Source organism: Rhodoferax sp., assembly GCF_023701345.1.
Taxonomy (GTDB): domain Bacteria; phylum Pseudomonadota; class Gammaproteobacteria; order Burkholderiales; family Burkholderiaceae_C; genus Rhodoferax.
In genome coordinates, this window is sequence record NZ_JAMPXE010000001.1 from 1 (window position 1) to 21,524 (window position 21,524).

Consider the following 21,524-nt stretch of genomic DNA (forward strand, 5'->3'; position numbering starts at 1 on the left):
ACGATCTGCAGCGCGACGGCGGGCTCGCCGTCAAGCAGGCTGCGCAGTGCGTAGGCATCGGCCCCCATCTCGATGCGGGCGACATCGCGCAAGCGCGTCACCTGGCCGTCGCCGCCCGTGCGAACGATGATCTCGCCGAACTGCTTTTCGTCGGTCAAGCGTCCGAGCGTGTTCACAGCCACCTGGAATGCGGCGCTGGAATTGGGCGCCTGGCCAACGGAACCCGCCGCCACCTGCACGTTCTGCTCGCGCACGGCGGCAATCACGTCGCCAGCCGTCAGCCCGCGTGCGGCGATCAGGCTCGGATCGAGCCAGAGCCGCATACTGTATTCGCCAGCGCCCCAGACCAGGACATCGCTGACCCCGGGAATACGGGACAGCTCGTCGCGCACCTGGAGGTAGGCGTAGTTCGAAATATAGAGAGGGTCGTAGCGTTTATCGGGCGACAACAGGTGAACCACCATCAGGATATCCGGTGAGGTCTTCTGCGTGACGACGCCTTGGCGCTGCACCTCTTCAGGCAAACGCGGCAAGGCGCGCGAGACCCGGTTTTGCACCTGGATCTGTGCCATATCGGCATTCGTTCCCTGCGCAAAAGTGACGGTCAAAACCATTCGGCCATCGGTGGCCGATTGCGACGACATGTACAGCATGCCCTCGACCCCGGTGATCGCCTGCTCAAGTGGCGCTGCCACCGTTTCAGCAATCACCTTGGGATTGGCGCCCGGGTAGGAGGCGGTCACCTGCACGGTCGGCGGCGTCACCGCTGGATACTCGCTGAGCGGCAATTGGAAGAAAGCAACGATGCCGGCGATCACCATCAGAACCGAGAGGACGATGGCAAAGATCGGGCGATCGATGAAAAAGCGTGGGAACGTCATTGCGCAGCTCCCGAGGTTTGCGGCACTGTGGGCGTACCGTCAATCGCGGCTGACTGCGGCGTGACATGCATGCCCGGGCGCACCAACCCCTTGACGACGATGCGCTCGCCAGGCTTCAGGCCTTGTTCAATCACGCGCAAACCGTCAACCACCTGACCCAACTCGACGGGCCGGTATTCCGCCTTGTCGTCCTTGCCGACAACGAGCACGTAACGGGTGCCCTGATCGGTGCCAATCGATTGATCGGAGACCAGAACCCGTGCTTGCGGCGCGCCGGTCTCAAGTTTGACCTTGGCAAAAAGACCGGGCGTCAACTGCCCGTCGGGGTTGTCGACAACAGCGCGAATGCGCACCGTTCCTGTCCCACGATCGCTGGTGTTAGAGAGGAAGTCGACACGGCCGGACCTCGAATACGTCTTGTCGGTGAGCAGTGCCACCATGACCTTCGCCGCCTGTGACCCGTGCGAGGTCGCGTTGGCGCGGCCTGCGGCGAGCGATCGCAAATAGGTGCGTTCGTCGACATCGAAATAGACATGGAGCGGATCGACGGAGACAATCGTCGTGAGTGGCGTCACGCCGCTGGCAACGTAGTTGCCTTCTGTGACGAGGGCTTGGCCGACACGGCCACTGATCGGCGCCGTGACGCGCGCGAAACTCAGATCCAACTGCGCAGCATCCAACGCTGCCTTTGCGGCGTCGACCTGTGCTTTGCCAGCATTCAGCGCGGCGGTGGCGGTGTCGAGGCGATCACGTGCGACGATCTTTTGGGCGAACAGCTGTTCGGCTCGCGCATGTTCCGCCTGGGCAAGCGCCGATGCCGCTTCAGCTTGGCGCAGGCGTGCCGTTGCGGCGTTCAACGCGGCTTGGAACACCCGAGGATCGATGAGAAAGAGCGCGCGGCCCTTCTCGACGAAACGTCCCTCGGGTACGCTCACGTCCTGAATGTAGCCGGCGACCCGCGGGCGCAGTTCAACCCGCTTGACCGCAGCCAGCGAGCCGGTGAACTCGACATATGGCGTCACCGGGCGAACGATCACCTCGGCCACCGGAACACTCGGTGGCTTTGCGGTAGCGGCAGAGGGCACCGCCTCCTTGCATCCGGCGATAGCGAGCGCGACGCTTAGCGCCGCAGTGGTCAGGGTTGCGCGTTTGACCTTCATCATTTTTGCCTTTCTCGACTGCAGTCGACAGTTGGTTTTGCAGAGCCTAATCAGCTCATGGTGCGTTTATCGAGGTTGCCATGATTGGAATGTCAAGCGTTTTTTTGAACTCGTTCGTTCCTGTGCAGGGTTGTGTTGGGCTGAACGATGACGGACTCGGCAACCCTTTAGCGCGTCCCGCTTGCGAAGCACGCCACACAGGGTTCGTGCAGTTACGATGTCGGCCTGACGGCGCGCTGCGAGCGCCTTGTAATGGGGGGAATGCAACGCTCGGTGCTTGGTCTGGGCGGTAGATCTCATAGCGTGGGCCTCACATAGACTTCGGCCGGACCAATGTGCCAACCGTCCCGCCCATCTTCCCCAATTTCGGCCGGTCGAAAACGACGATTGCCCGACGCTTTGCGCCAAGGTTTGACAAACTGCGGAGCCATTCAGCGCACAGTGTGGCCCATTGCCTGCAATTTGCGCGCCCAGTGATGTGCACTGCCACATGCCTCCATACTGATGACGCAAGATGGTAAACACCTCCACTTTGGCACATTGCGATGCCGCCCATGTGGGGGCGTCCATCCCATTGATCGACGACAACAACCTCACGTCAGTCGCAACTATTGGTACGACTGTTGTCAGCTTGCTACTACCGGGCTTAAACTGAAAGCTGGATTTACAAGCCTTGCTCATGGATAAGCCCGCCGCTAGCCGCTATCGAGGTGACTTCGTCGCTTGGGCGGGCGTGTGCGGCTTTATCGGCGAGGGGAGCAGCGGCGCCCCTATTTTTCCGCATTCGCACTACGCGATACAGCTAACCATCGGCGCTCCCGCCGGGCTGCGCGTTCAGTTTGGCCACCACGGTGAATGGAAGTCGTGTAACGCAGCGATGTTCCCCTCCAGAGCGACTCACACCATTGACGTGACCGGCTGTGCTATGAGCGTCGTTCTCTTCATCGAACCAGAAACACCTACGGGCAAGGCACTGTCTGCCCGGCTCCAGGGCCAGCTCGAGTTGCTCGACGCAGATACCGTCGCATTTGCAGTCACGAATCTGGACCGAGCTTGGCGGGTTGAGAGGAGCTACGACGCAGTGAAAGCGGTGTGCATGCAGTTCCTGCAGCAGATTTCCCAAACGGCGACTCGGGAGCCCTCCGACCCACGGGTGCTCGCGGCCATCGAGTACCTCCGCCAGAGAGTCGACCTGCCGGTATCTCTCCCGGAGGTTGCCAAGGTAGCGAGCCTGTCGCCCGAGAGATTCCGCCACCTCTTTGTTGAGGAGACCGGGATGCCCCTGCGGACCTACGTTCTGTGGCGTCGGCTTTTGCACGTGTGGACACTCCTCATGAACGGCGAGACGCTTTCGGGGGCGGCGCATGCAGCGGGCTTCGCAGACTCCGCGCACCTGACGAGAACCGCCCGGACGATGTTCGGCCTGCCGCCGTCTGTTTTGCAGATGAACGGCCCGCTCAGCGTCCGCGCAAAAGCACAGCAGCATCACTTAGTCTGAACTACTGGCCCTGTGAGGGTTCCTAGGAATACAGCGACATCTTGGATTTCAGAGGCCGACAAACGGATCGTCTGTCGCTCGGCGTGCTTTTCACCTGGCCGCGCCAGCTCGCTGTGACCAAGCACCGCTTTGGGGGAGTCTGCATAGTGCTGCAGCACCTGCTCCAGCGTCGAGAGCTGGCCAGCGTGCATGTAAGGCGCTCTTTCCGCCACGTTGCGCAGGCTGGGCGTGCGGAAGGCTGCAAGCTGACTGGGGTCGTTGGTGGCCAAGAACTGAAGCTCGCCGCACTGCTCGGGCTTCGCATCGCTGTAGCGTCCGAGGCAGTTGAACTCGTCGTGGAGCAGCTTCTTCAGGCCCTCCGCACGCCCGCGGTCCGGTTTGGCCTGGTCGATTGGCGGCACGCCGGTGTTGTGGAATGCGTGGTCTGTCAGAAGCGGCCCGTTGTGGCAAGTGATGCACTGGCCCTTCGTGAGGAACAGACGCAAGCCGCGGACTTCCTGCTGCGTGAGGACTTCCTGTCCGCGGCCTTCGCCGGCGACCGTTGCCTGCGCGTACTGGTCGAGGCGCGACTCACCATACGAGATGTTCCGCTCGAAGGCCGCGATGGCCTTGCCCATGTTCGCAAACACGCGGTTCACCGCCTCTCGGCTGCTTTCATGCATGGCGGACCAGGCAGCGCGCTCGGCTTCAGAACCGCTAGGGGACGCGTTCTCCGGCAGCTTGCCCAACGCAGGCATTGGTCCGAACACGGCCTGATACTGCTCCTTGTAGTAGGTATGGACCAACTTCACGAAGCGCACGCGGTTGCCACCGTGCTCCGCGGCATCCTCCATAGGCCCGAGCGCCTGCGACCAGAGACTGTCCTTGCGCCCATCCCAGAACAGGAAGGGTGAGTGCACGGCGCCCATGACAGGCATAGTGCGGCGCTTACCCGTTCCGATTCCCTGCCCAAACTGCTTCCCGTCCTGAAACTGCGTGTCAGCGGAATGACAACTGGCGCACGCGACCTGGCCGTTCTTACTCAGTCGGGTGTCGTTGAAGAGAGCCCGACCTAGCGTCGCAGCTTCCGTTCGCTGCTCGTAGGCGTTTGAGGGGTCGAAGGGGCGCCGGCCTGCTTCTTTCAGCCGCATGGAGGCAAGGGTGGCGACGTCCTGGACTGTCCACTTGTCGCGTAACGGCGCTTTGTCCATCGCCTGTGCAGCAAGCGCGGTCAAGAGCATCGTCGCCAGCGCCGTCACGACTTTGAGCTGCCAAAGCGTCCTAAGTCTGATTGTGACGTGGCTCACTGTTGACCCTTCGGCGTCTCTACGACTGTGTTAAATGTAACTTTGTCCGGACCCTGTGGGCCTTGGATGTCCAGCTTTACCTCCCACCAGCCGGTCATGCTGAACTTCATGCCATCCAGCTGGTACGTGCCATCTGCGAGCTCACGGGTAACCCGCGGCTGCGTCGGCAGGCCATGTCCGTGCTGGGGCATGCCGCCATCCACGCCGAACTTCGCACCGTGAACGGGCGTGCCGTCCGGCTTCGCGAGCTTGACCTTCCAGCTATGCATCTGGTTGATGGCAGGTGGTTGCGCCGGTGGCACGAGGGCTACCCGGTAGACGCCGGCGGCAGACTGCTTCTCAAGCGCGACGTCCAGGTCCTTGGGTGGGCTGCTGCAGCCACCCATACCCAACGTGGCCAGGGCAGCGAGTCCGGCGAAGGCGAACGTGGCAAAGACTCGCCCGAAGACGTTCACTTGGCTCTGCGCGGCTCGTGCAGACTGGATGACCTCCTGCAGGTCCTTGGGCACCGGCATCCGCCTGTAGCCGCTGACATCAGACCCCCCAGTATTTCCTCTCGGCACAAGACCGAGAGGCGTGAAGAGACTGGCAGCCACCAGACGCCAAGATTGACCGAAGACTTCGCCAGCCAGGCCATTGCGGACCGCAAACCGGAACATCCGCCAATGGATGCGGACGTGTTCTCCCGTGGCGGGCTGGCCCAGGACGTGCGCACGCTCCAGATGCTGGAAGGCGGTGTATGACTGCCCCTGCGCTTCCGCAGACGCTGCTGCGTCGAGCTCTGCTTGTACGTTGGGTTTGATGCGAATGGCGAAGTTGGTCATGGTATGTTCCGGGTTGGTTTCGATACACACAATTCTTCGTGATTCGCGCCACTTAGGCTTGAACGCAGCGGCTAACCTAGCAGCCTTTTCGTTCAACGCCGCACAGCTAGTCCTATGATCTGCTCTATAGCGCATCGATCACACCTAGTGCGATGTTGGGCGACCAAGCCTTTGTGCAGTACCAGAAGGCAGTCGGCGAAGGTCGTGCGCTGCCAATCGGACAGGACGGCCCAGAACGCCAATCGCTCCAGTTCCCCGGCGGAGTCGCGGCATGCCAACCGAGCTGTTGCTGGGGGGAATGCAACGCTCGGTGCTCGGTCTGGGCGGTGAATCTCATGGCGTGGGCCTCACATAGACTGCGGCCGGGCCAATGCCCCAACCGTCCCGCCCATCTTCCCCAATTTCGGCGTGTCGGGAACGACGATTGCCCGATGCTTTACGCCAAACCGCCTGCCGGGACGTTGTCCTTACGGTCTGCGCAAAGAGCCTGGTGTGCGGTGCGTTCCTGCGATCCCACTGGGCGTGGTGTCCACCACACGCAGAAACGAACGCCGCATTGAGTCGGCGCTGCCGAAACCGCATTTGGCGGCAACCGACTTCACGCCCACCCCCGACGCCTCGAGCAGGCTGCGTGCCACCTCGACGCGCACACGCTCGACGAAGCGCGCCGGCGTCGTGCCCTTCTCGCTGCGAAAGACGCGCGTGAACTGGCGCGCGCTCATGTGCACGTTGTCGGCCATGCGCTCGACGCTAATGTCCTCGGCGAGATGCTCGAAGATCCAGTTCTCCAGGTCGATGCCGGTGGTGATGCCGGCGGATGTGTAAATGTGGCCGTCCTTCACGAAGATCGAGTTGCGCACGAGCTCGACGCGCGGGTAGCGCTCGGCCAGGTGGTCGCACCACTGCCAGTGCGTGACCGCGCGCCGGCCCTCCAGCGCGCCCGACGCGGCGAGGACGAACGTGCCGAGGCAGCTCGAGCCGACGCGACGCGCCTGCGACGACATCTCTTTCAGCCAGCGCAGATAGGCCGGGTCGTAGCGGCCCGAGGGGGCCTCGGGTCCGCCCACCACCCAGAGCGTGTCGATGGGACGATCAAACTTGCGGAAGTCGGTGCCGCCGGTGACACGCAGCCCCCGATTGATAGCGGTTGAGCCATCACGCTCCGGCGATACCAACTCAATCTCGTAGTCGCACTGGGCGAACACCTCCAGCGGACCTGCAAGGTCCTGCACCTCAAAGGGCGGGACACCGGTGAGTACGATTCTGCGCATAGATGGTCATTGTGTCTTAAAAGGTCGGCACGATGTCTGTTTTTGTCGTCGTCCAAGCGGTCAGCCCGCGGACGCAAGGGGTCGCCTCGATGGATGCTTCTCAGTCGACGCTCATCGCCATCAGCTGGTGCAAATCAATCGTTGGGTGTCTAAGGTGGCGGAGCAGCCATCTAGGGGCATTCTTTTAAAAACGTTGACACCGATTGAAATTGCAGTATTATTCACATTGTTTATTTAACAATGTGAATTCAATGAGACCTGTACTGACCAATGAAGAGGTGGCGGAGTTCCGTGCCGACGTCTGCCGCGTTGCCGGTGTGTTATTCGCACGTCATGGCGTTGAGGGCGTCACGATGCGGCAGATTGCCGTGGAACTTGACTGCAGTCCGACCACCGCCTACCGCTATTTCAAGAACAAGGAAGAAATTCTGGCGGCTGTGCGAGCCGCCGCGTTTAACCGATTCTGCGAAGTCATCGAAGAAGCGACGGGCTCGAGCCCGGAGCCGCGCACTAGCGCGCGCAACGTCGGCCAGGCCTACCTGGACTTTGCCCTGGAAAACCCGGACGCCTACCGGATGATGTTCGATGTCAGCCAGGCCGCAGTGACCGGCAATGCGGAGCTGGCAGAAGCTTTGGTACGGGCTCGCCGCAGCATGGTGGCGTACGTTGCGCCAATGATCGACAAGGGCATACTGCGCGGCGAAACGCATGCCCTGGGGCAGATGCTGTGGGCCGCCGCGCATGGCCTCGTGATGCTGCGGCTCTCGGGCATTGTTGCCGACGACACCGAACTGAGGCAACTCCACGAAAGAACCATGTCGGCCTTGGTGCGCGGCGCCCACCAGGTGATGGCTGGCAGCCGCGGCACAAGCGCCCTTGAGCTCATCAGCCCCGCCCCCGCCCGCAAAGCGGGAAGAAAAACCCCCTGAACCCCAGCCAACAAGGAACATCATGAAGAATCCATCGAAGCCCCATCGCGCCGTTGCCGTCGCGGTTGCTCTCTTTCTCAGTGCCTCGGCCTCCTTGGCACAGACTCTACAGCCGGAGGCCACCGATCCCGTGAAGCTGGAACTTATGAAAGGATTTCCACCAGCGCCCGAAAAAATCGTCAGGCTGTCCACTGTTCTGAAATTCCCCAACGGCCGGTGGGCGTTCCATCACATGCGCGAGCTCGGGCCGACGGTGCAGGTTTGGCGCGGTGACGACAAGCCGTCCGCTTTGCGCGAAATGCCGCAAGAGATGGACGCGCTCAGTTTTGAGGACGACAAGGGCGGCAAGACCACCCTGGCCGACTGGCAGCGCACGACGTTCACTGACGGCCTGCTCGTACTGCACAAGGGCGCGGTCGTCTTCCAAAAGCATTACTCCGGCATGGCTGCCCACCAGCCGCACGCGCTCTGGTCTATGAGCAAATCGTTCACCGGCTTGCTCGCGACGATGCTGATCAAGGAAGGAGTGATCGATCCCAACGCCTTGGTCGTGAAGTACCTCCCCGAGCTCAAAGACAGCGCGTGGGCAGATGCCACCGTGCAACAAACGCTCGACATGACCACCGGTGTTGCGTACAAGGAAAACTTCCGTGACCCCAACTCTGGCATCTTCCAGTACCTGCATGCCTCAGGACTGTTGCCCGCGCCGCCCACTTACACCGGTCCCAGGACTGTCCCCGACCTACTGGTGACGCTCAAGAAAGAGGGTGAACACGGCGCGGGTTTCAAATACAAGACCGTAGACACCGAGGTCATGGGTTGGCTGATGCAACGCGTCACGGGCAAGAGCTACTCCGCGCTCTTGTCTGAACGCCTCTGGTCGCGCATAGGCGCGCAGGATGACGCCTATATCTGGGTCGACCCGATCGGCACGCAAATCACCAGCGTGGGCTTCAGCGCCACGCTGCGAGACCTGGGTCGCGTGGGCGAGACGCTTCGCACCTCGGGTCGTTCGAGTGGACGGCAGATCATTGCCGAAAGCGTCATCGCTGAAATCCGCAGAGGCGCCGACATCGAGAAGTTCAAGGCCAACGGCCAGGCCATGCGCTCGGGCTACTCGTATCACAACCAGTGGTGGGTTCCGCATGACCGTGACGGCAGCTTCGAGATGAAGGGATTGAACGGGCAGCACATGCACATCAATCCGGCGGCCGAGCTGGTCATCATCAAACTCTCTTCCCACCCCGCGGGGGATACGAGCGTGACGCACAACCTCGACCGGCGGGCATTCGCTGCCATCGCCGGCGCGCTGCGCGGGCATTGAGCGTAAAGCTATGAGCACCATCGACTCACCCGGCCCCGGAATGCGCTTCGAAGACTGGATGGACGCAGCGAACGTGTTCGATGCCATCGAGCGCGCGCAAAAGCGCTGTGGCGGCAAGACCGTCATCACCTTCCTCGGCACCGATCCGCAAGCCCCGCCACGCGGCCCCGGTCCTTTGACACTTGGAGATGAACCATGATCACCCCCATATTCATGCTGGCCTTGATGATGACCCCCGCGATGTTGGCGCGGATTTTTTCAGCCACGACCGGAAATCTGCGAGACACCCGAGCGGCCGGGTCGATCGGTCTTGGGTTGCTGTTCGCTTTCACTGCGAGCGGGCACTTCATCCAGACAGAGTCGATGGCGCTGATGCTTCCGACCTGGGTTCCGGGACGCGTCTCGCTGGTCTATGCGACGGGTTTGCTCGAGATCGCAATTGCCGTGGCCTTCTGGCTTCCTGCCTACCGGAAGTACGCCGGCTGGGCGGCAGCCGTGGTGCTGGTGGCGTTCTTCCCGGCCAACATCTACGCAGCGCTCGAGCGTGTGCCGTTTGGTGGTCACGCATGGGGTCCGGTGTATCTCTGGATCCGTGCCCCGGTGCAAATCGCCATCCTGGCGTGGGTCGTTTGGTGCTCGATTGCACCCGGTCGCAAATTGCCTGTTGACGCAGCGCGCGGGAACTGAGTGGTCAGCGTGGACATGCTCAGTATCGCTGCTTGCTCCGATGCATCGTTGGGGGGCAATTCAGCCGACGCCATCGAGACGGAAGGCGAGCACGGCGCCGGATTCAAGTACAAGACCGTCGAACCGAGGTCATGGGCTGGCTCCCCCGCTAGGGATACGAGCGTCACGCACAACCTCGACAGGCGGGCGTTGGCCGCCATCGCCGACGCGCTGCGCGGGTATTGAGCGCAAAGCCATGAGCACCATCGACACACCGGGCCCCAGAATGCGCTTCGAAGAGTGGATGGTCGCAACGAACGTGTTCGATGCCATCGAGCGCACGCAGAATCGCTGCGCCGGCAAGACCGCCATCACCTTCATCGACACTGACCCCGAAGCCCCGCCGCGCAGGTTCAGCTATGCCGAACTGCTGGACGGGATCGCGCGAACGGCGAATGCCCTTCGGTCGCTTGGACTGCGGCGCGGCGACGTGGTGGCCTACATGCTGCCGTCGCTAGTCGAGACCCAGTTCGTGCTGTGGGGTGCGGCCACTGCCGCTTCGGCACTACCGCTCAACCCGCTGCTCAATGCGGAGGAGATCGCCAGCCTGTGTCGGGCCGCCGGCGCCAAAGCGCTGGTGGCGCTGGGACCTTTGCCGGGCACCGAGATATGGGACAAGGCCAAGCGGGTGAAAGCGCTGGTGCCGGCGATCGGCGTGCTGATTCAGGTGGGCGGCGAGCAAGATGATCGCCGTCCCGACGTTCAATTGCTCGCGGACCTCCTGCGGTCCAGTCCGGCGGCGCTGGCCTTTTCGGATTTGCCCGGGCCGAACGATGTGGCCGCCTATTTCCACACAGGCGGAACGACGGGCGCGCCGAAGCTCGTCATCCACACCCATCGCAACCAACTGGCGGCTGCCTATGGCGGCGCGTGGGCATCAGGTGCCAGCGCCGATGACGTGATCGTCAACGGCTTGCCGATGTTCCACGTCGCCTCCGCGATCTTCTGCAGTCTGGCCATGTTCGTTGCCGGCGCGGAAGTCGTAATCCTGTCGCCGGACGGGTTTCGCAACCCGCGAATCGTGCGCGACTTCTGGCGCATCGTAGAGCGCACCGGCACAACCATCGTTGGCGGCGTCCCCACGGCGTTGTCGGCCGTCGCGAAAGTCGATCCGAAAGGCGCGGACCTGAGTCGCGTGCGGGTCAACTTCTGCGGTGCGTCCCTGTTTCCTCGCAGCGTCGCCGAGCAGATGGAGCAACTGACGGGCAAGCCGGTGCGCGAGGTCTATGGCATGACCGAGTGCGGTGGCGTGATCTGCGTCGACCCGGTGTCGCGGCCGCGGGTCATCGGGTCCGCGGGTTGCCCCATACCGTTCTGCGAAGTCGAGGTGCGCGCGCTGGATGGAACGGGCGTCCCGGCCCGAGCCTGCATGCCGGGTGAGCCGGGCGTGCTGGTGGCGCGCGGGCCCAACGTGACGCCCGGCTATAAGGACGCCGCCCAATCCGCCACTCTCTTCACCGCGGACGGCTGGCTCATCACCGGAGACGTGGGTGTCCTCGACGCGACAGGTCGTGTGTTCATCACCGGGCGGGTCAAGGACCTGATCATCCGCAGCGGCCACAACATCGACCCGGCCGTTATCGAGAAATGCCTGATGCGGCACCCTGCCGTGGCCGATGCAGGCGCCGTGGGCATGCCAGACGCCTACGCGGGTGAATTGCCGGTCGCCTATGTCACGCTGCGGCAAGGCTTTTGCGTGACGGAGGACGAACTGCTGGCTTTCGCCAAGGCAACCATCCATGAACCACCCGCGCTTCCGCGGCGGCTCTTCATCCTGGAGCAACTGCCCATGACCGCCGTGGGGAAAGTTTACAAGCCTGCGTTGCGGCAGGATTGCGCACAACGGCACTTTTCGGAGGTACTCCGGGGTGAACCCATCGCAGCGCTGGCAGTGCGCGAGGAACCCGGCCGGGGCCAAGTCGTGTGCATTGAGTTGGCCGCCGCCGAGGAGGACTCATCACACGAAACTCGTCAACGCATTGCTGCGAACTTGGAGGGCTACCTGCTCACCCTCGAGTGGGCAAGATCCAAGGCACGCCCTGCCTGATCATTACCAGGAGTTCATCTTGCGCATCGTCAATAGGCGGACCACCGCAACGCAAGTTGCAGCTACGCTTTTGCCCCTTGGAAGGGTACCGGCTCAGAGCCGCGAATTTCTCTCACGTACCAATTCTGACGTCGTTGGCTATCCCGCGAGCGACACCGAGTTGGAACTGCTTCCCATTCATTCAGCACGTTACCGTCCCGAAACACCGTCTCGATTCGCGCCCCGGAATGCCTCAAGTTCTTGGCAGATAGCGACACTGTCGTTTACAACCCCGGCATGAAGCTGCAGCAAGCGGTGAAGTCCGTTAGCTGCGCTCTCCCAAATCAATGCCAGTAGCGGCACCCACGGAGACGTAACCAAAGGCATCGCGCAGCAGTTCGGTGACGAAAGTGGCGGTGGCGCGTTGGGCGTCGAAGTCGGTGCGCTCCAGCAGCGGGGCAAAGCTGCGCCATTGGGCGCAGGCGATCTGGAAGGCGCGGCTGTATTCGTCTTTGAGCTTGAGACCCTTGGGAATGCCGTAATCGGCCTCGGCTTGCAGGCGGGCTTGGCCCAGGGCGGCTTTTTCCAGCATATCGGGCAGGAACAAGCCGCCTTCCAGCCTCAAAGTGGGCAGGTTGAGCGTGGCAGTGTGTTTGCGGACGGTTTTCATGGCGAGCAATTACAGAGTGTCCGGCAGGAGGACATACACGCCAATCACATCGACCGGAAGACAAGGGGCCACGCTGTACTGGCCCACATCGCGAGCGGCTTCGCGCACACGGCGGTGGTCGGCCAGCAGCGCCTGGGCTCGGCTCTGCGCCAAGGCTTCCAGGCGCTGGGGGTGGGCTTGCAGAAAGTCCAAAGCCTGCGCCACTTCGCGGTGGATGGCCTCACGGGGCAGGTTACCGGTGGGCTGGCATTCCAGCAGAGATTCAGTGTCCTCGTCGCCAGAATGGGGCGTGGCGGTGAGCAGCAGCAGATGGCGCTCTGGGTCTTTGGCCAGGCGTTGCAGCAACTCAAAGCGCAGCTGCTTGCCCGCGCCGCTGCTGGCACAAGTGTGGGCTTCGTCAACGATGATGCATTCGGGGGCGATGCTTAAAAATGCTCACGGTGGCGCTCGCTTTTGATGTAGTCCAGGCTGACCACCACGATGGGGTAGTGATCAAACAGGCCCACGCCATGGGGTAAATCGCGCTCCACACGGCTGGCACTTGCTGAGGTGAGTGCAATGGCCTGCATGTTGAAGCGGTTGAGCAACTCCCCCTGCCACTGTTCCACCAGATGGGGCGGGCACAGCACGGCCAGCCGGCTAACTTCCCCACGGTCCATCAACTCGCGCACGATCAGGCCGGCCTCTACGGTTTTGCCGATGCCAACGTCGTCAGCGATCAACAAGCGCACGGTACTCAGGCGCAAGGCCATCAGCAAGGGCACCAACTGGTAGGCGCGCGGCTCCACGGCGATGTTGCCAAACGAACGGAAGGGGCCCCGCCACCCGCTCGCAACTTTAGCCGCAAAGCATCCCGCAGGAGTAATGCGGCGGCATGGTTGCCGGCTTGATCTGGGTTGGGCCAGGCAAATGTGGCAGGTTCGACAGGGGCAAACTCCAGCTCAGGAATCAGCGTGATGATGTCTTCTTCCGCGCCACCCAGGGGGCGTAATCGCAGCAGCCTGCTGCCGTCGTTTTGCCAATTGTCTGAGGCTTGCACCACCCACTCGCGGTTGCGAGCACGCACCAGGTTGCCGGGATTGAAATCATGGGTGGCGGTGTTCATTGAAGCGTGATATAGGTGAGTTGTCGGTGATGCTTGAGCGAGAGCAGAACGACTTCAGTGTCTGAATGGGCGTAGAGGACGACGTACGATCCAATCACGTATTCGCGCAAGTGGGGCAAGCCCGCCGATTGCGCCAACTGCTGCACCGCTGCCAAGCGCAGGTTGCCCTGCGCCGTATTGGGACGCAGAAAACGCGCGGGGCGACCACTTGCGGGGGACCAGGCCAGCAGCGTTTTCATCTCGCGCAAATCACGCTTGAGTTGGGCAAGCCGTGCTGGCGCACTGGCAGCGTCTTGCTCCACCATAAAGGCATACACAGCTTGCAGACTGGCGGCAAAGTGAGGGGCGGCGCCGACCTGCGCGCTGACTCGCCTTTTAATGGACTGTGGCATCAGTCTGCGAACAACAGATCGAGCTCAGCCGATGACATGCGTTTGCCGGCGATCACCTGGCCCAAGGCGGTTTCGGCCTCGGTCAGCAGAACCAGGCCCGCATGTTCGCGCTCCAGTGCGTGGTAGTAATCGAGCTTTTTCGCATCCACCAAGGCAACATAGCTGGAGCCGTTTTTGGTGAGCACCTTCTCGGCCCCGCTGCCCACCACGTCTTCGGCCAATTCGGTGAGACGAGCTCGTGCCTCGCTGATGGGAATGATGTCACTGGCGCGCAAAGTCATGCTTCACTCCTTAACGTATTTGTTAACGTTTATTGTATTACTCGAAGGCGAGTTTCCTGTCACGCCACCGAATATAAGCGGGTATTGGCCGAACTGGGCAACCCAATGTGCTGGGTCGGACATGTCAACCACGGTGTAGCCTTTGTCCAGCAGTGCAGCCGCCTGAGCCGGGCTTGGTGTGGCGAGAACCACCGCAGCACGCGTGGACTTGTACCAACCTGCCACGATGAGTGCCCCGCCCAGTGCTGGCGCTTGGTACTGGTCTGGCAGATGAAAGCCTCCGGTCAGCAGGGCTTGCTGCCACCTTGCAAACAGTTCGTCACCCTGGCCTGTAGCAGCAGTTGCGAGGGTCGAAGAGCTGGCTTGCTCGGTCACAACACCGGGCGCAGTAACCTGCGCGTTGGCTAAAGAGACCAGCATTTCGATGGCTTGCGTGTTGCGGCGGTTGATGTGGTCGTGGTCTGGTTGATTGAAATACGACAACAGGCACTGGTAACAACCGGCTTCACAAATGCTGTGCCCGTCAGGGGGTTTTTGCTCCAGCGCGGGCAAACCAGCCACCGACCATGGGCCAACGGGGCCTTTGTAATGCATCACGCGCAGTGCAGCAGCCGCGACTTGGGCCATGGCCTGTGGTTCGGTGGCCAAGCGGGTCAGCACTCCGGCGCCGCCTTCGGCTGCCTCGTAAAACATCAGGGCTTGGCGCTCATCTTGCTTGGGCAAGGGCTCAGCCACGAGCTCCGATTCTTCGATTTGGAAAGTCATTTCAATGCCACGCTTGAGGGCGGCTTGAAGCGTTGCCATGGCTTCCAGATCGAGCGGTGCCGCGGGGGCCAGGATGAGGATGTTGCGGTGGTCTTCCACAAAAGGCACGATTTGCTGGTTGGGCACCTTGTCCAGCAAGCCATCATCGCTGCTGCCATCGTCGGTGGCACCAGGCTAGTCTTTCTTGCTCCACTGACCAGTAATAGGGTTGATGTAAAAGTCGAGTTGTTCCTTGTCCTTGCGGCGGCGCCAGCCGCGGTTGATGCGCCAAATTTGTGCGGCTGACTAGGTGACGGCGCCGGATCTCGGCTATGACTTGCATTGATAACACTCCAGATTCTCCGGCAAAAGCGCCGGATGGTTACACAACCCAGGGTGGAAACTTTTGGACGCTGTTTACTCCGGAAATCTGGAAAGTTTTGCACGCTGTTTAACAGTCAAGACAGCCGATGCACTTGGTCACGTTCAACTTTGGCCGGATTCATGGCGCTTACCCCTGCGGCTTCACCACAGGACCGACAACCCCCTGCAGGTTTGAAATAACTGCCTTGCGGTACTCCGAAACGTAAAAGTCAACGGCCCTTTCCTGATCGTCCTCAGCACCATTGTTGGACAGAAAATTGAAGGCGTTGTAACGGCCAGCGGCAAACAGTATGGCGGCGCTGACTTCACCATCCTGACCACCCTCGGCCAACTGGTTGGCGAGATCGATGAACTTGTCTACAAGCTTGAGGAATTCTGGTGGGTATGCCATGGTGGTCTTTCGTTACCTGTCGTTGCTTGGTGCACTATAGCGCGGCCACATTTGCTCAACCTTCACTTGGGATTTGATCTTTCCCCAAGGAGATTAAAGTATCGAGGTGGCGAAGTGGTTTCCGAGTCGGCATCGATGAAGATGGGCTAAAAATACGCCAGTAACCAGAGCTGATCAACCACTTTTTACCTCACAACGTCAAGGTACATTTCCATAAATCCGCCTCATGACGCATCTGTGAATATGGCGGGGCCCTATCTGCTCAATGCACGCACTGTTGCCCGGGTCAGTTATTCAAGCTATATTGCATGATGCTCACGCATTGACGACTTCGACCGCAAGCAAAAGGAACCTGAAATGATGAACTTTGGATACAACGGACTCATTGGCGTGCTGGTGCTCGCTGGGGACATTTGGGCCATTCTCAACATTTTCCAAAGCTCGGTATCCAACGAAAAAAAATTGATCTGGATCATCGCCGTCGTGTTGCTGCCCGTTCTGGGTCTGCTGTTGTGGTACTTCCTTGGGCCGCGCAACGGCAGGTCAGGCTAGCGGGAAGATAGCCACAATAAGAAGGGGTGGGGCTCATAACGAACCCCACCCCTTCCAGGTGCTTCCTCAAGTATGGGAAGCGTCTTGACGGTAAACCGTCATTCAGATGTGAGCGTAAGTGTGGTCCATGGTCATGTATGAGGCTCCTTCACCGAGGATAAAGACTCGGTCACGGTGAAATTCTGCTCCCTATTTTTTGGGTAGTCAATAGCTTTATTGGCACGAGCTGACCGATCATATCTTGGTTGCTTTTTAAGAATAGGCCGTCCAATAATGTGAGGACCGTTGCGCATAGCGATAAACCACTTTCAGCCTTGACTCACTTAAAGTCCTCCAGCAACACTTCGTAAACGTCGCTGCTGGCAACATATTTCACGCTGTAAGCACCCGGATAGACACCAGGCTTGGAGTAGCGGCCCGGTCGGGCAATGGCCGTCGAGAATGAAGGCTTTGACAACAGGTAGTCAAGCGTCACCATAGGCTCAAGAAAAGTTTGTTGCCGGTTGTAGTAACCATAGATGAAGGTTGCCGTGAATGGCTGTCCGTGATGTTCGCCGGACGACACGTTGATGGCGTGGACACCCATCCTGGGTACTGCGGTTCCGGGTGGGATAACGTAGCCTTGCGGCAGCAATTCAGCGGGTGCCTGTTGTTGCGGTTGGCCAGATTCAGCGTCATTGCGGAAGCGGACTTTTTCCTGGGCGGCGCGGCTGACCAGATAAAAGTGGAAGTCGAAATGTGGCACGTCGTACACATGGGGTGGTGGGTGACCGACTGGCTCCCAGTTGATCATGACGTGATCAATCGCCGTTTTTGGACCTTTGCCAGGCATCTGCAAATGATAAGCAGTATCCGTTCTGGCGCCCCGGGCCGACTTTGGCAGATCGTTCAGAGCGCCAGGAGTCAAGACGATGCCTATGGCCGTCAGCTTCTCGTTGGCGTCGGTGCGAACCAGCACATGTGCTGACCCGTTACCCATGGAGACGGGCTTGCCCTCGTAACTGTGTGCCTGGCCGAGGGCTGATCCGGTGGCCAGCGCAGCTGCCAGTAACGCAACCAGCCGATAGAGCTTGTGTTGGGTTGATTGACTTTTCATGCTCATGATTTCACTCCTTGCGTTTCGTTCAACGTTGTCATGGCGGCGGCTTCTGCACGGGTTGTGGAGTCGCTGATTGGCCGGCTAACTGCCGTTTTTAGTGTTATTGGCTTGGACGGATGTTCTGATTCACGCGGAACAGATTGCCCGGGTCATATCTATTCTTCACTGCGACCAGACGGTCATATCCTGGGCCGTAGGCGCTCTTGACGCGCTCGGGTTCGTCGTCGGTCAGAAAATTGACGTACACGCCACCTGTTGCATGGGGCGCAGCCTCCTTGAAGAATCCGCGTGCCCAGTCAGTACATTTCTGGTCTTCGGCCGCTGTCTCCCAGCGGCCATGAACGTTGCATACATAGATTGCATCGCGATGCGAATAGGCAGTCGCATCGGGTCTTGGGCGGGTCGTGGCACCACCGATCAGGCCGAAGAAAATCTCACAGTGAGGTGAAGGCAGGCTTTGGACATATTTCACAGCCACGTCGATGGCACCGTCGCTCAGCTCGACGAAATTGTGCGATTTCCAATAATTGCGGGCACCAGGTGTCAGCAGTGGGTCAAACGTTTGTTGCCAGGCCGTGTAGGGCATCATGGCGGTAAATTCGCCGAGCACCGTGCCAAGTTTGCGCAAAGGTTCTATCGCTTTTCGTCCTTCGTCTGGATCGCCGGCATGGAACAAACAAAAGGCGATGATCTCGGTCCCGTGCACCTCTGGTGGCAGGAACGGCAAGGGCGGTGCCTTGCGTAGCACGGTCCAGACGTTGGTGTCCTCTCCAAGTTTCTTCACATAGTCGCGGAATTGTTTCAACGCCTGCGCTGCATCCTTGAGCGGATAGACGATCATCCCGCACAGAACTTCGGGTCCAACCGGGTGAAGCTTGAACTCAAATCTGCTGACGACACCAAAGTTGCCGCTACCGCCGCGAATCGCCCAAAAGAGATCGGCGTGCTCTTTCTCGTTGGCCCGTATCAGGAGCCCATCGGCGGTGATCACATCGGCGGCAAGCAGATTGTCTACGGTCATCCCGTACTTTCGGGAAAGCCATCCGAATCCACCGCCAAGCGTGAGTCCTGCAATGCCCGTGGTCGAGTTGATGCCAACGGGAGTGGCCAATCCAAACGCCTGGCATTCATGGTCAAAATCGCCGAGTGTCGCGCCCGGCTCTACATGGGCCACCGCCGCAATCGGGTCGATCGCTACCGTGCGCATATTCGATAGATCAATGAGCAAGCCGCCCTCGCACACGGCATTGCCGGCAATATTGTGTCCGCCACCCTTGACAGCCGTCAGAAGGCGATGGGTATGCGCAAACGTGACCGCCTGACGGATGTCGGCCACGCCGGCACACCGCACCACCAATGCTGGTTTGCGGTCAATCATGGCGTTCCAGACCGTGCGCGACTTGTCGTAGCCCTCGTCGCCGGGAAAGAGTAGCGCACCCCGTAAAGATGATTTCAACTTTTCCAGGGAGGCGCCATCCAATGTGATGTGGTCTCCCGTCAGTCCGATTGCTTTTACGCTGTTCATGATGTAGCCTCCAATTCGTTGATCAAAAAGGCTCCCGCTTGGGTGCCTCGTTTGCCTCTCTACGGATAACGTGCTCAATCTAAGCTGCTTGGACACGTAGCGCTATACGCAGCATCGCGTACGCTGCAAGCTTTTGGGGTGGAGCATCGATGATTGCGATTCGAGCCGGCCCGCTGTGGGGTCGCCTGGTCCGTTAGGCGACACGGTGGGAGGACGCTACGCCCAATTTCTGGCTCAGTCAAACGCAGTAGCAACAGCCCATACGGCAGCATGGTTTTTGTGTCCTTGGATGGATCACTGGGCCGCCTGATATCAGCGTACTGGTCGGCTTGGTGTGGACGCGCCTTCCTCCCAGGCGCACATTGTTGGATTCGGGCACGGTATTGGCGGTTTCCCAGACGCCCATGAACGAGACCGGCCCCGAAACCGCCCCGCACTGGCAACTGCCTGCGAACCCGCCGGCAGCAAGGTTGAGACTCGAATGACAATTCTCAAGCAGGGTGAATCTGAGCGCTCTAGCATCCAGGGCCAAGGCATTGGTACAACACCATGCCGCCGAGCAGGAGCCACCATGAAACAGCATGAACTTATTCTGGCGCTGATCGCTGCGACCTTGAAGCGGGTTTGATGGACGCCCACGCCGATCCCTTGGGCACCGAGCACCACCGGCTCACTCATGACCTGGGAAGGCTGACGCCTGTGTCAGAGATTCCCTTGCGCCTGACGCTCTGGAACGGCATGCAACATGATCTGGGGCCGCAGCCCACGGTGACGGTCAAGGTGCTGAGTCCGGGCGCGCTGCGGTATTTTGTGCCGCCCAGCCTGGACAACCTGGCCGAGGGCTACGTCAACGGCCACTTCGACGTGCTGGGGCAGGCCGCCGACATTGTGGAAGCCGCCACCAGCCTGGCACAACATGGGGTGCCCATGCGCGGCCGGTTTGGCCGCCTGTTCAGCGCCCTGCACCATGACCGGGGCACGGACACGCACGCCATCGAGCACCATTACGATATCTCCAACGACTTCTACCGCTTGTGGCTGGGCGATGACATGGTTTATTCCTGCGCCTACTTTCCGACCCGGACCGAGTCGCTGGAAGCGGCACAAACCGCCAAGCTCGACCACATCCTGCGCAAGCTCATGCTCAAGCCGGGCGAGCGCCTGCTCGACATCGGCTGCGGCTGGGGCGCGCTGGCGATACGTGCCGCGCAAAAATACGGCGCCCGGGTGCTCGGTGTCACCCTGTCGAAAAACCAGTACACCCTGGCGTGTGTGCGTGTCGCGCAGGCGGGTCTGGCAGACCAGGTCGAGATCCGGCTGCAGGACTACCGTGACATCGAGCCGGGCGACGGCCAATTTGACAAGATCACCTCGATCGGCATGTTCGAGCATGTGGGCCTGAACCACCTGGAGGCCTATTTCGGCAAGATCAACGCCCTGCTGAAAGACGGCGGCCTGGTGCTGAACCACGGCATCACCTCCACCGACCCGGGCAGCGGTGCCGCCCCGCTGGGGGCCGCTAATTTCATCGAGAAATATGTCTTTCCGAACGGCGAGCTGCCACACATCAGCCTGGCGCTCAAGGACATGCAGAGCGCTGGACTGGAGGCGCTCGACGTGGAGTGCCTGCGCCGCCATTACGCGCGCACGCTGGCGTGCTGGTCGGACAACTATGAGCGCCAGCAGGAAGCCATTCACGCGCTGGTGAGCGAGACCACCTACCGGGTCTGGCGCATTTACCTGGCGGGCTGCGCCCATGCGTTTTCACAAAACTGGGTGTCGCTCTACCAGGTGCTGGCGTGCAAGGCCGGCACCTGCGCAGAGCTGAACCCGACGCCCTGGTCACGCGCCTACATGTACACCTGAGGCATCAAGTCGTCATTGGTACTGCCGAATCACCCGGTAGCGCGGCGCCTTGAGCCCGGTCGAGAGCACCAGCGTAAAGTCCCGCACCGACCACCGCACGGGTGCCAATACTGCGGGCGCAATCGCCGCAGCGGCATGGCGCGCCAGCGTGACATGGGGCACATAGGGCCGGGGATCGAGCGCCAGATCAAGCCCGCGCAGCGCCTGCCCCAGCCGCTCATGCAAAGCGCGCAGGGCCACGGGCACTTCCGCCGCGCACAGCACCGCCAGGCCGTGGGGCCAGAGCCTTGGCTGGTCCAATACCAGTTCGAAGGGCCGGAACGGCACCACAGCGCAGGCGGCAATCGCTTCTGCTTTGTCAGTGGCCACATCGCCGATGAAATGCAGGGTGGCATGCCAGTCCGCCGCTGCGTATCGGGCACAGCCCGACGGCCAGATCCATTGGTTGGCATGCGCGGCCAGTTGCCCGCGGGTGGCATCATCAGGCCAGAGCGCAAAAAAAGTCGCTGGGTTCGGACGACAGGGGGTTTGCCGGTGTTCATGGTTCAATTCTGATCATGCAGGGACATTACAGTAGCAGCATTCGCATT

Annotated in this window: 24 protein-coding genes; 8 read left to right on the top strand and 16 right to left on the bottom strand. The window is 60.8% G+C overall.

The annotated features are described in order from the left end of the window. The coding region (locus NDI87_RS00005) for an efflux RND transporter permease subunit (protein ID WP_296272630.1) at window positions 1-881 on the bottom strand (881 nt) is incomplete at its 3' end. After that, a complete protein-coding gene (locus tag NDI87_RS00010; RefSeq protein ID WP_296272632.1) occupies window positions 878-2,041 on the bottom strand; it encodes an efflux RND transporter periplasmic adaptor subunit in 1,164 nt (387 codons plus the stop codon). The genes NDI87_RS00005 and NDI87_RS00010, both read right to left, overlap by 4 nt. Window positions 2,042-2,720: 679 nt before the next feature. Here NDI87_RS00010 and NDI87_RS00015 point away from each other — a divergent pair. Next, window positions 2,721-3,539 carry an AraC family transcriptional regulator gene (locus NDI87_RS00015; protein WP_296272634.1) on the top strand — a complete coding sequence of 273 codons (819 nt, stop codon included), beginning with the start codon at window positions 2,721-2,723 and terminating at the stop codon, window positions 3,537-3,539. On the opposite strand, the gene NDI87_RS00020 is transcribed toward NDI87_RS00015, so the two are convergent. From NDI87_RS00020 to NDI87_RS00030, 3 genes are all read right to left on the bottom strand, one after another. Further along, entirely contained in the window at window positions 3,527-4,825 is a 1,299-nt protein-coding gene (locus tag NDI87_RS00020) for a cytochrome c peroxidase (protein WP_296272636.1), read from the bottom strand. The genes NDI87_RS00015 and NDI87_RS00020 overlap by 13 nt on opposite strands. After that, on the bottom strand, window positions 4,822-5,649 hold the full coding sequence (locus tag NDI87_RS00025; protein ID WP_296272637.1) for a DUF3703 domain-containing protein: 828 nt from the start codon (window positions 5,647-5,649) through the stop codon (window positions 4,822-4,824). Before NDI87_RS00025 ends, NDI87_RS00020 begins: the two co-directional genes overlap by 4 nt. Before the next feature lie 467 nt (window positions 5,650-6,116). After that, window positions 6,117-6,920 (bottom strand): helix-turn-helix domain-containing protein, encoded by an 804-nt coding sequence (locus NDI87_RS00030; RefSeq protein WP_296272639.1) that lies wholly within the window; start codon window positions 6,918-6,920, stop codon window positions 6,117-6,119. 251 nt (window positions 6,921-7,171) lie between these two features. On the opposite strand from NDI87_RS00030, the gene NDI87_RS00035 reads away from it, so the two are divergent. From NDI87_RS00035 to NDI87_RS00055, 5 genes are all read left to right on the top strand, one after another. Then, window positions 7,172-7,849 carry a TetR/AcrR family transcriptional regulator gene (locus NDI87_RS00035; protein WP_296272641.1) on the top strand — a complete coding sequence of 226 codons (678 nt, stop codon included), beginning with the start codon at window positions 7,172-7,174 and terminating at the stop codon, window positions 7,847-7,849. Window positions 7,850-7,871: 22 nt separating this feature from the next. Next, window positions 7,872-9,173: a serine hydrolase gene (locus NDI87_RS00040; RefSeq protein ID WP_296272643.1), complete on the top strand. Its 1,302-nt coding sequence runs from the start codon at window positions 7,872-7,874 to the stop codon at window positions 9,171-9,173. Window positions 9,174-9,183: 10 nt separating this feature from the next. Next, on the top strand, window positions 9,184-9,372 hold the full coding sequence (locus NDI87_RS00045) for a hypothetical protein (protein ID WP_296272644.1): 189 nt from the start codon (window positions 9,184-9,186) through the stop codon (window positions 9,370-9,372). Then, the gene (locus tag NDI87_RS00050) at window positions 9,369-9,860 is read left to right on the top strand and encodes a hypothetical protein (protein WP_296272645.1); all 492 of its coding nucleotides are present in this window, start codon (window positions 9,369-9,371) and stop codon (window positions 9,858-9,860) included. The genes NDI87_RS00045 and NDI87_RS00050 overlap by 4 nt, the downstream gene beginning before the upstream one ends. Window positions 9,861-10,095: 235 nt before the next feature. Continuing rightward, entirely contained in the window at window positions 10,096-11,946 is a 1,851-nt protein-coding gene (locus NDI87_RS00055) for an AMP-binding protein (RefSeq protein WP_296272646.1), read from the top strand. A gap of 304 nt (window positions 11,947-12,250) precedes the next feature. On the opposite strand, the gene NDI87_RS00060 is transcribed toward NDI87_RS00055, so the two are convergent. The 8 genes from NDI87_RS00060 to NDI87_RS00095 form a co-directional block, all read right to left on the bottom strand. Continuing rightward, window positions 12,251-12,595 (bottom strand): hypothetical protein, encoded by a 345-nt coding sequence (locus NDI87_RS00060; protein ID WP_296272648.1) that lies wholly within the window; start codon window positions 12,593-12,595, stop codon window positions 12,251-12,253. Window positions 12,596-12,604: 9 nt separating this feature from the next. Further along, a complete protein-coding gene (locus tag NDI87_RS00065) occupies window positions 12,605-12,940 on the bottom strand; it encodes a hypothetical protein (RefSeq protein ID WP_296272650.1) in 336 nt (111 codons plus the stop codon). Between the two features lie 80 nt (window positions 12,941-13,020). Further along, a complete protein-coding gene (locus tag NDI87_RS00070; RefSeq protein ID WP_296272652.1) occupies window positions 13,021-13,383 on the bottom strand; it encodes an SNF2-related protein in 363 nt (120 codons plus the stop codon). Further along, window positions 13,347-13,700 carry a hypothetical protein gene (locus NDI87_RS00075; RefSeq protein WP_296272654.1) on the bottom strand — a complete coding sequence of 118 codons (354 nt, stop codon included), beginning with the start codon at window positions 13,698-13,700 and terminating at the stop codon, window positions 13,347-13,349. The genes NDI87_RS00070 and NDI87_RS00075 overlap by 37 nt, the downstream gene beginning before the upstream one ends. After that, entirely contained in the window at window positions 13,697-14,092 is a 396-nt protein-coding gene (locus tag NDI87_RS00080) for a type II toxin-antitoxin system RelE/ParE family toxin (protein ID WP_296272656.1), read from the bottom strand. The genes NDI87_RS00075 and NDI87_RS00080 overlap by 4 nt, the downstream gene beginning before the upstream one ends. Further along, window positions 14,092-14,373, bottom strand: a complete 282-nt coding sequence (locus NDI87_RS00085) for a type II toxin-antitoxin system Phd/YefM family antitoxin (protein ID WP_296272658.1) — start codon at window positions 14,371-14,373, stop codon at window positions 14,092-14,094. Before NDI87_RS00085 ends, NDI87_RS00080 begins: the two co-directional genes overlap by 1 nt. Before the next feature lie 3 nt (window positions 14,374-14,376). Further along, window positions 14,377-15,276, bottom strand: coding sequence for a DUF1998 domain-containing protein (locus NDI87_RS00090; protein ID WP_296272660.1), 900 nt, complete (start codon window positions 15,274-15,276; stop codon window positions 14,377-14,379). Between the two features lie 352 nt (window positions 15,277-15,628). Next, on the bottom strand, window positions 15,629-15,892 hold the full coding sequence (locus NDI87_RS00095; RefSeq protein WP_296272662.1) for a DUF3144 domain-containing protein: 264 nt from the start codon (window positions 15,890-15,892) through the stop codon (window positions 15,629-15,631). Between the two features lie 357 nt (window positions 15,893-16,249). On the opposite strand from NDI87_RS00095, the gene NDI87_RS00100 reads away from it, so the two are divergent. Then, a complete protein-coding gene (locus NDI87_RS00100) occupies window positions 16,250-16,444 on the top strand; it encodes a PLDc N-terminal domain-containing protein (RefSeq protein WP_296272664.1) in 195 nt (64 codons plus the stop codon). A gap of 319 nt (window positions 16,445-16,763) precedes the next feature. Here the strand turns inward: NDI87_RS00100 and NDI87_RS00105 are convergent, their stop codons facing one another. Continuing rightward, the gene (locus NDI87_RS00105; RefSeq protein ID WP_296272666.1) at window positions 16,764-17,546 is read right to left on the bottom strand and encodes a DUF5602 domain-containing protein; all 783 of its coding nucleotides are present in this window, start codon (window positions 17,544-17,546) and stop codon (window positions 16,764-16,766) included. Window positions 17,547-17,643: 97 nt separating this feature from the next. Further along, the gene (locus NDI87_RS00110) at window positions 17,644-19,068 is read right to left on the bottom strand and encodes an FAD-binding oxidoreductase (RefSeq protein ID WP_296272668.1); all 1,425 of its coding nucleotides are present in this window, start codon (window positions 19,066-19,068) and stop codon (window positions 17,644-17,646) included. Window positions 19,069-19,695: 627 nt separating this feature from the next. On the opposite strand from NDI87_RS00110, the gene NDI87_RS00115 reads away from it, so the two are divergent. Further along, the gene (locus tag NDI87_RS00115) at window positions 19,696-20,934 is read left to right on the top strand and encodes a cyclopropane-fatty-acyl-phospholipid synthase family protein (protein WP_296272670.1); all 1,239 of its coding nucleotides are present in this window, start codon (window positions 19,696-19,698) and stop codon (window positions 20,932-20,934) included. 12 nt (window positions 20,935-20,946) lie between these two features. On the opposite strand, the gene thpR is transcribed toward NDI87_RS00115, so the two are convergent. Continuing rightward, a complete protein-coding gene (thpR, locus tag NDI87_RS00120; RefSeq protein WP_296272672.1) occupies window positions 20,947-21,483 on the bottom strand; it encodes an RNA 2',3'-cyclic phosphodiesterase in 537 nt (178 codons plus the stop codon). Window positions 21,484-21,524 lie beyond the last annotated feature (41 nt).

Bases quoted from the DNA above. Each gene is read 5' to 3' on its own strand.
- NDI87_RS00010 (WP_296272632.1), bottom strand. From the start codon at position 2,041: ATGAAGGTCAAACGCGCAACCCTGACCACTGCGGCGCTAAGCGTCGCG.
- NDI87_RS00015 (WP_296272634.1), top strand. From the start codon at position 2,721: ATGGATAAGCCCGCCGCTAGCCGCTATCGAGGTGACTTCGTCGCTTGG.
- NDI87_RS00025 (WP_296272637.1), bottom strand. From the start codon at position 5,649: ATGACCAACTTCGCCATTCGCATCAAACCCAACGTACAAGCAGAGCTC.
- NDI87_RS00030 (WP_296272639.1), bottom strand. From the start codon at position 6,920: ATGCGCAGAATCGTACTCACCGGTGTCCCGCCCTTTGAGGTGCAGGAC.
- NDI87_RS00035 (WP_296272641.1), top strand. From the start codon at position 7,172: ATGAGACCTGTACTGACCAATGAAGAGGTGGCGGAGTTCCGTGCCGAC.
- NDI87_RS00040 (WP_296272643.1), top strand. From the start codon at position 7,872: ATGAAGAATCCATCGAAGCCCCATCGCGCCGTTGCCGTCGCGGTTGCT.
- NDI87_RS00045 (WP_296272644.1), top strand. From the start codon at position 9,184: ATGAGCACCATCGACTCACCCGGCCCCGGAATGCGCTTCGAAGACTGG.
- NDI87_RS00050 (WP_296272645.1), top strand. From the start codon at position 9,369: ATGATCACCCCCATATTCATGCTGGCCTTGATGATGACCCCCGCGATG.
- NDI87_RS00055 (WP_296272646.1), top strand. From the start codon at position 10,096: ATGAGCACCATCGACACACCGGGCCCCAGAATGCGCTTCGAAGAGTGG.
- NDI87_RS00060 (WP_296272648.1), bottom strand. From the start codon at position 12,595: ATGAAAACCGTCCGCAAACACACTGCCACGCTCAACCTGCCCACTTTG.
- NDI87_RS00075 (WP_296272654.1), bottom strand. From the start codon at position 13,700: ATGAACACCGCCACCCATGATTTCAATCCCGGCAACCTGGTGCGTGCT.
- NDI87_RS00080 (WP_296272656.1), bottom strand. From the start codon at position 14,092: ATGCCACAGTCCATTAAAAGGCGAGTCAGCGCGCAGGTCGGCGCCGCC.
- NDI87_RS00085 (WP_296272658.1), bottom strand. From the start codon at position 14,373: ATGACTTTGCGCGCCAGTGACATCATTCCCATCAGCGAGGCACGAGCT.
- NDI87_RS00095 (WP_296272662.1), bottom strand. From the start codon at position 15,892: ATGGCATACCCACCAGAATTCCTCAAGCTTGTAGACAAGTTCATCGAT.
- NDI87_RS00100 (WP_296272664.1), top strand. From the start codon at position 16,250: ATGATGAACTTTGGATACAACGGACTCATTGGCGTGCTGGTGCTCGCT.
- NDI87_RS00105 (WP_296272666.1), bottom strand. From the start codon at position 17,546: ATGAGCATGAAAAGTCAATCAACCCAACACAAGCTCTATCGGCTGGTT.
- NDI87_RS00110 (WP_296272668.1), bottom strand. From the start codon at position 19,068: ATGAACAGCGTAAAAGCAATCGGACTGACGGGAGACCACATCACATTG.
- NDI87_RS00115 (WP_296272670.1), top strand. From the start codon at position 19,696: ATGGACGCCCACGCCGATCCCTTGGGCACCGAGCACCACCGGCTCACT.